Source organism: Zarconia navalis LEGE 11467, assembly GCF_015207075.1.
GTDB lineage: Bacteria > Cyanobacteriota > Cyanobacteriia > Cyanobacteriales > Geitlerinemataceae > Zarconia > Zarconia navalis.
Map to the genome: position 1 here is coordinate 1 of NZ_JADEXN010000258.1, position 7,303 is coordinate 7,303.

8 protein-coding genes are annotated in these 7,303 nt (G+C 51.8%); 4 read left to right on the forward strand and 4 right to left on the reverse strand.

Features of this window, described 5'->3' with window-relative positions; translation table 11 throughout:
- Window positions 1–90 precede the first annotated feature (90 nt).
- Window positions 91–1,671, reverse strand: coding sequence for an OmpA family protein (locus tag IQ235_RS13945; protein WP_264322058.1), 1,581 nt, complete (start codon window positions 1,669–1,671; stop codon window positions 91–93).
- Window positions 1,672–1,761: 90 nt separating this feature from the next.
- Here IQ235_RS13945 and IQ235_RS13950 point away from each other — a divergent pair, with 90 nt between their 5' ends.
- Both IQ235_RS13950 and cobQ read left to right on the forward strand, forming a co-directional pair.
- A complete protein-coding gene (locus tag IQ235_RS13950) occupies window positions 1,762–2,169 on the forward strand; it encodes an Npun_F0494 family protein (protein ID WP_264322059.1) in 408 nt (135 codons plus the stop codon).
- A 118-nt stretch (window positions 2,170–2,287) separates the two neighbouring features.
- The gene (cobQ, locus tag IQ235_RS13955) at window positions 2,288–3,754 is read left to right on the forward strand and encodes a cobyric acid synthase CobQ (RefSeq protein ID WP_264322060.1); all 1,467 of its coding nucleotides are present in this window, start codon (window positions 2,288–2,290) and stop codon (window positions 3,752–3,754) included.
- A gap of 112 nt (window positions 3,755–3,866) precedes the next feature.
- On the opposite strand, the gene IQ235_RS13960 is transcribed toward cobQ, so the two are convergent.
- Both IQ235_RS13960 and IQ235_RS13965 read right to left on the reverse strand, forming a co-directional pair.
- Window positions 3,867–4,970, reverse strand: coding sequence for an inositol-3-phosphate synthase (locus IQ235_RS13960; protein WP_264322061.1), 1,104 nt, complete (start codon window positions 4,968–4,970; stop codon window positions 3,867–3,869).
- Window positions 4,971–5,714: 744 nt separating this feature from the next.
- On the reverse strand, window positions 5,715–5,804 hold the full coding sequence (locus IQ235_RS13965; protein WP_264322062.1) for a cytochrome b6-f complex subunit PetN: 90 nt from the start codon (window positions 5,802–5,804) through the stop codon (window positions 5,715–5,717).
- A gap of 95 nt (window positions 5,805–5,899) precedes the next feature.
- Here IQ235_RS13965 and IQ235_RS13970 point away from each other — a divergent pair, with 95 nt between their 5' ends.
- Both IQ235_RS13970 and IQ235_RS13975 read left to right on the forward strand, forming a co-directional pair.
- Complete coding sequence (locus IQ235_RS13970) at window positions 5,900–6,373, forward strand: hypothetical protein (protein ID WP_264322063.1); 474 nt, start codon at window positions 5,900–5,902, stop codon at window positions 6,371–6,373.
- Window positions 6,374–6,403: 30 nt separating this feature from the next.
- Entirely contained in the window at window positions 6,404–7,048 is a 645-nt protein-coding gene (locus tag IQ235_RS13975; protein ID WP_264322064.1) for a hypothetical protein, read from the forward strand.
- Here IQ235_RS13975 and IQ235_RS13980 read toward each other — a convergent pair.
- Window positions 7,032–7,178, reverse strand: a complete 147-nt coding sequence (locus IQ235_RS13980; protein WP_264322065.1) for a hypothetical protein — start codon at window positions 7,176–7,178, stop codon at window positions 7,032–7,034. The two genes, IQ235_RS13975 and IQ235_RS13980, sit on opposite strands and share 17 nt — an antisense overlap.
- Window positions 7,179–7,303 lie beyond the last annotated feature (125 nt).

Sequence of the window (7,303 nt, forward strand, 5' to 3'; positions counted from 1 at the left end):
CCCCAACACAAAAAGCCCCCACCCGACCCCACCTTAGTGCCCTTCGTGCCTTTGTGGTGAGTTAAATCCCCCGAACCAACCCTTCATACCTCAATTAATCCGAACCAACCGAATCTCCGTCCGTTGCTGGCGCGGATCTTCCGGCGGAACCCCCGATAGCGGCAGATAAAACCCCTTCCCTTCGGCCACAAAATTGTGTTGCAGTCCCGCACCTTGCAGGTAATCCACCACTGTTTGCGCCCGTTGCTCGCTCAAGGTTTGATTGAATTGGGGCACACCGGTTTTCGAGGTATGTCCGATAACTTGTACCGCCACGGTTTCGACGTTAAACTCGCTAATTTCTTGGGCTAAATTCTCTAACGTGTCTTGCCCAGCACCGGTCAAATCCGCAGCGCCACTCTCGAATTTTACCTCTCCTCGAACTTGCAAATTCCCAATACTCGGTGCTTGCGCGATCGCCTCCTGGCTGATGTTGGGGGCAGTGGGAGTAATGGTGCGGCTGTCTCCTGCAAGTCGTTCGGCCAGTTGCGGATCTGCATCGCGCACCAAATCGATCAGAGTTTGGGTATTTTGCGCTGCTGGGGCGATCGCCGATGAGACGATTAAATCCTCGGGATTCTCCGGCACTTTATCCAGTCGCCCTGAAAGTACCAAAACCGCCGCCGTGGAACTGATTCGCTTGGCGAGGGTCTCCTCGGTCATCCACTTTTGCGCTTCTGCGGCGGTGAAAAACTCGATCCCGTCTAATACCGCTGCGGCATCTGCCGGTTCGAGTCCTCCATCTTCAGCAATCTGAGTTTGCAGTTGGGAGGCATCCCGAACGTTGGTATCGATGCGGCGGTAATAGGCTTCGAGAAAATCGGAAATCGCGTCGGGTTGGGATTCGATCAGGCGATCGTTGGCCACGAGAACATCGACGATCGCGTTGGGGGCATCCTGACTCGACAGCACCACCGTATAGCCCTGCTGTCGCGCCTGGGTGACGTAGGGTTCCCAAATCACGGCAATTGGCAAGTCCTGACTTTTATCTTGCAGCAGTTCCCAGGCTTCGGAGGCATCAGCCACGGTATTCTCCTGAAAATCCGACAAATTAAACGCCTCAAACTTGGTATCGAGAACCAATGCCAGATACTCGCTGGGAGTATCCCCAGCAAAGGAAATATCTAAGGTCTTTCCTTGACCTTTTTCTCGATCGACCAATGCTTTCAAATCTTCCAAAGACTGGAGTTCGGGGTACTTGGGCGTATTGAGCACCACTGCATCGGCCCCGGTGGTGCGATCGATGAGTCCGATAATTTTCCCCGCCGGTTGTTCTTGCACGAAGCGATCTAACGTCGTCATCATCAGATCCACTTCTCCCCGACTCAACCGTTCGGCGCGTTTGCCTTGGTCGAATTCATCTTCGTAGGCGAGTTTTAGCCCAGTTTGGGCGAGCGCCTCTTGAAATTCCGAATTGCGAAACGTACTGTAGCCGCTGAAAGTGTCCCCCAAAATCTTAAGTTGGTTCGACTCGCGGCGATCGGACGCATTATTGTTGCGAGCCGAAGAAATCGAACTGCCCGCACCCGATACCACTCCCGATCGATTCAACCACCACAACCCGCCGCCAATCAACCCCAATGTGACCAGTAACGTTAGACCTAGTACGATCGGATTTTCCTGCTTACTCATCTGGCGCTCGATCTGTTTGTTATGTTGGATATATAATGACAAATTTTGCTTCCTGCTGCCTGTTAGCCATCTTTTCCAAGGCAAAATCGCATGACTGCTGCTAAAACCGCTCAATCGATTCAATATTCAACCTCATCCCTCGAACGGGCCCGGCGCGCGATGCGTTGCGCTCCGTTTCAACTCCCGTGGTACGCCGCTGTTAAAACTCAAGGTGTGTTTCTCGGAGCAATTGCCGGAGAATCAGGGGTCGAGCGTCAATATACCCGATCGCCGTTGTCCGAATTGGTGGCCGAAAATCATTTACTGTGGCTGATCGATGTTGGGGTGCTGCGGCGGGAAGTGGATGGTCAGGGCATTACCGATAGTTTTCGTCTAACACCTTTGGGTCGTCAACTCACCGCCCAGTGGCAAGAAAATCCGACCGAGTGGAAAACGGCGGTTTCCCCTTGCGATCGCCTTTTCAACGCGGCCCGTCGCTGGCTGAGATTACCGTTCTAATCTCCATCGATCTCAAATTCCAGCCGCTCTCATGGAAATGACCCACTCACCGCGAACGTCCGACAATCTATTGAGAGCGCGATCGTCCAAGTAGCTACTAGCATCCTTCAATTATCTGATGAAATCCCTCATGGTGGTGGGAACAACTTCCCACGCAGGCAAATCGATTCTGACCACGGCTATCTGTCGCCTGATGACCCGGCAAGGCTGGCGAGTCACCCCCTTCAAAGGGCAAAATATGGCGCTCAATTCCTACGTCACCGATAGTGGTGGCGAAATCGGTTACGCCCAAGCGGTGCAAGCTTGGGCGGCCGGTGTCGCCCCGGCGGTGGAAATGAACCCGATTTTGCTCAAGCCCCAAGGCAATATGACATCCCAGGTCATTCTCAAGGGCAAAGCCGTCGGACAAGTCCAAGCTTCGGACTATTACGAGCGCTATTTCGATCTCGGCTGGCAAACCATTCAAGAATGTCTGAGTCAGCTCAGTTCCGAATTCGATACCATCGTCTGCGAGGGGGCGGGAAGTCCGGCAGAAATTAACCTCAAGCATCGGGACTTGACCAATATGCGGATCGCCCGCTATCTCAAAGCCCCGACTCTGCTGGTGGTGGATATCGATCGCGGTGGGGCGTTTGCCCACGTCGTCGGTACGTTGCAGTTACTCGAACCCGAGGAACGCGCTTTGATTCGAGGCATCGTCATCAACAAATTCCGAGGACAGCGCTCGATTCTGCAACCGGGTATTACCTGGCTTGAGGAACATACCGGCATTCCCGTCTTAGGGGTGATTCCCTGGGTCGATGAGGTCTTTCCGGCAGAGGACTCCCTGAGCTTGTTCGACGCACCTGCTCGCAAAGCCGAGGGAGATTTGACCATCGGAGTGATTCGCCTGCCTCGAATCTCCAACTTTACCGATTTCGATCCCCTCGAAGCCGAACCCTCCGTGACGGTGAAGTACATTCGCCCCAACCAGAGTCTCGGTCATCCTGATGCGGTGGTGATTCCCGGTTCCAAAACCACGATCGCCGATTTGCTCACCTTGCAAAAAACGGGGATGGCCCAGGCTTTACAGAATTATGTAGATGCGGGCGGTACGGTTCTGGGCATTTGCGGAGGCTTTCAGATGCTCGGACAAACAGTAGCCGATCCCGAAGGGGTGGAAGGACTCGAAGGTCGGTACGAGGGGTTGGGAATGCTACCGCTCAAAACCGTGATTACCCGCCAGAAAGTAGCCCGACAGCGAACGGTTTCATCAAGCTATCCCCAAGCGGGACTCCCCGTCAGCGGCTACGAAATCCACCAAGGTCGATCGCAAAATATGAACCCCGACGAAACCAAGCCTCTCTTCGACGATGCGGGAATCGGGTTAGTGGATAAATTTGATGGAGTTTGGGGAACCTACCTCCACGGCATCTTCGATAACGGTCCCTGGCGACGGGCCTGGTTGAACCGCCTCCGCCAGCAACGAGGATTGAAAGCTCTTCCGACGGGAATTCCCAACTACCGAGAACAGCGCGATATGCTCCTCGATACCCTCGCCGATACCGTTGGAGAGTATCTGAATTTGAATCCGCTGTTGTCTTGATAGGCAAGGAGAAATGGGGAACTTCCGGGCTTCAGGCGCTAAACCCTTAACTATTCCCCCATTTCCCCAAATTCCCCCATTTCCGCGCCTCCGAACTCCGAATTCCGAATTCTTACTCTTCCCGTTCCCCGGCGATGAATTCTTCGGTCATCTGATAGGCCACATCGTCGGTGTATTGAACGGGTGGGTGCTTCATAAAATAGGCCGACGGGGAATATAAAATACCGCCTTTTTTCTGTTCGATCGCCATTTTGCAACAGCGAATGGCATCGATCGAAACCCCGGCAGAGTTGGGGGAATCTTCTACAGATAGACGCAATTCTAAATTCATCGGCACGTTCCCAAAAAGCTTGCCTTCCATGCGGATGAAACAGACTTTATTATCTTTCTGCCAAGGCACGTAGTCACTCGGGCCTACATGAATATTTTCGTCTTCGAGACGTTCTTCCATCGCCGACTGTACCGCTTCGGTTTTGGATTCTTTCTTCGAGGACAACCGGCTGCGGTTGAGCATATTTAAAAAGTCGGTGTTGCCGCCGGTATTAAGCTGATAGGTGCGATCGATCTTCACGCCCCGCTTGCGGAATAAATCCGAGAGCGTTCGGTGGGTAATGGTCGCGCCCATTTGTGCTTTAATATCGTCCCCAATAATGGGAATATTTCTGAGTTTAAATTTTTCAGCCCAGAGGGGATTGCTGGCAATAAAAACGGGAATACAATTAACTAAGGCAACTCCCGCTTCCACGGCACATTCCGCATAGAAACCCGTTGCTTCTTGAGACCCAACCGGGAGATAGTTAACCAGAATTTCCGTGCCCGATTTTTTGAGGATTTCAACCACCTCTTCTTTGGTGGGTTCGGCTTCGTTACTCAGAACAAATGTATTGCGTTCGTCGTAATTTTCCATATGTTCGGAAAAGCCATCGAGAACTTTTCCCATGCTCACCAAAGTCCCTGTTTTGGGGAGGTTTTCGCAAAAGACTACCGTGCAATTTGGGGGGGCGAAAATCGCTTCGGCAATATCTTTTCCCACTTTGCGATCGTCTATATCAAAGGCCGCGACGACTTCAATATCGTAGGGTTTGTAGCCGCCGATTTCCCAGTGCATCAATCCGATCGCTTCAGAGGGATTTTGATCTTTATAATATTCAATACCTTGAACTAAAGAACTCGCACAATTCCCCACGCCGACGATCGCGATCTTAATCTTTTCCACTACCAGTCTACTCCTTACACCAACAGTAATTTACTTGTCTTGCTCGTTTATTCGTTCGAGATCGGATGCTTTAGGCGAGATCGGATAAAATTGCACGAAAATCGGTGAAACTCACTCCGTCAATCGCCAAACCCTTCAAGAGGGTAAGGATAACTTTTCACCGATTCACCGATAGCCATTTTAAATGGATTGTAAACCAAAGGCGAGCTTTTAGGCGCGCGCTACACGGGTTTTGGAAATACAAAAATACACATCTCCTTGGCAAAACAGACCGAAACGGTTTGCGATTTTACAAACGGCTTCTGGTGGTTATTTTTTGAGGGTACAGCCAGGTATAATAGCCTTAGTTGGGTCGTTGGAGCAACTAAAAGTTGAGATGAAAGCGACATGAAAGCCCAATTGCTTGGAGATTCCGTAACAAGTGCGATATCGGCTTAAAAGGTCAGCAACGATCCTTTCTCAAACGTTTGATTTATTCTGAAGTTTACCAAGCACAACTGGGACGAAGAATCCAAGTAGCCAGTTCCATAACTGTCCACTTTTACCCGGCTGCTCTTGCAACGTTTTTCTCGAACTTGCCCAGATACTGAATAACAATACAATGCGGCGAGCTTTGAGGCAATCGCTTCTAACAACTCTCATCGCCAAAATGCGCGCCGCCACAGGTTCGCCGCATCCTCTATCTGGCTGGATCGATGGCACTTTCGCAAGCCCAAAAACTTAGAACCCAACAGTGGCGCCTACTTAGAAGCCGTTGCGACCCCAAATAACCAAAGAGATGGAAAATGTAAACACGACGAGCAACGCCGCCCAACCAACTGAAAAAATATCCATAGCGTGGAATTAAAAAAAAGATTACAGAATCACTTCAAGCTATATAATAAGCCAATTTAAGCCATCTATTCGCGCTCGCGCGAGTATTAAGAATTGTGAATAATTTTCGCCAATTTGTTTCCATCGAGCGTATCGAATCCCTTAAAGCTGGACTGTTGGGGGGATTTGCTGGGACGATCGCCTTTTTAGTAACCGCAGCCATCGATGGTTTGACGATCGCCCGATCGGAGCTACCCTTTCAATGGATGTCCGATCCCGAAACACTCTTAAATCTGGTGCTGGCGATCGCGATCGCCGGTGCGAGCGGTTTCCTGTTCGGCGTTACCTATCGCTACGTCATACGGCGCGATCTCAACCCCCACCTCAACTCCGGTGCGGTGTTAGCCTTTGGGCTGGTACGCGGTTTCGCCCAAGTGGATGCCACCCTCAGCGGCGGTTTTGAGGGCACTGCATCCCTGCTGGCGATGGTGGTGATAGTGCTCGAAAGCATCGTCCTGTTTGCCGTGGCGGGTCGGATGTTGGACTGGGCAATGGAACGGGATTGGATTAAGCCTTTTGATGCAGACTGAAGCCTCTCGATACGCCCGATTATCGAAAATATGAGAAATCTCCCCAAAACGACTCACCCCAAGCAAAAATCGATTTTGCGGTCGTTCGCGATCGCATTTCCCGTAGCAATAGCGATGGTGGGATCGGAAGTGGTATGGGCCCAGAATGGGATGCAACGGGATATACTCGGAGACTGCGGCGCGCGATCGTGTGAGGTGATGTTCGATCGAGTCGCCCGTGGATATCCCGAACTGACAGCCCAGCTAACCTCAGACTGTGATGGCGATTTGAGTTTGCAGGTGTTTAAATCCGGTAGGCAATGGCCCCGCGTCAGTTTTGTGTGTTGGGAGGCTGCCGATTCACGAGGAGAGAGGACGGGAAGCTGGCTGGGAACGCTACCCCTACTGAAGGGCGATCGCACCTTTGCCCCCCAATGGCAGTGCGGCGAGTTCGACCGGGTTTGTCAGGAATGGTTGCCCCAACTGCGATCGATCGCCCCGGAAACTGTCCGCAACGGGGAAGTTCAATGCGCGATGCGAAATGGCGAGCTGTTTTTTGCCGTTGTCGAGACCCGAGTGGATCTGCGCTGCGGCTTTTTTGCCACGACGGTATGGGATGAAAATGGGGATGGTCTCGTCGATTACGAAGACCCCGTCAGCGTTGATATTTCTGTGGGTATTATTGGTAACGATTAGCGATCGCATCAACTGAGGGTTCGATGGGCTTCCTCACATCAGCCGAACCCACCCCTAACCCCTCGCGCTTAGGGGAATTATAGCGGTGTTCGTGAAGGTTGAACCCAACCCACGACATCGGGGTAGGCACGGGGGCACTACCCCTACGGGTTTTCAAATTTTTTGAGTCCACTCTTTATGGGGTCGATGTTTTTGCAAGCCGCGATCGATCCCGTTCTAATTTTCTCCGTTTCTACACCCCGGCTGGTATAGGTT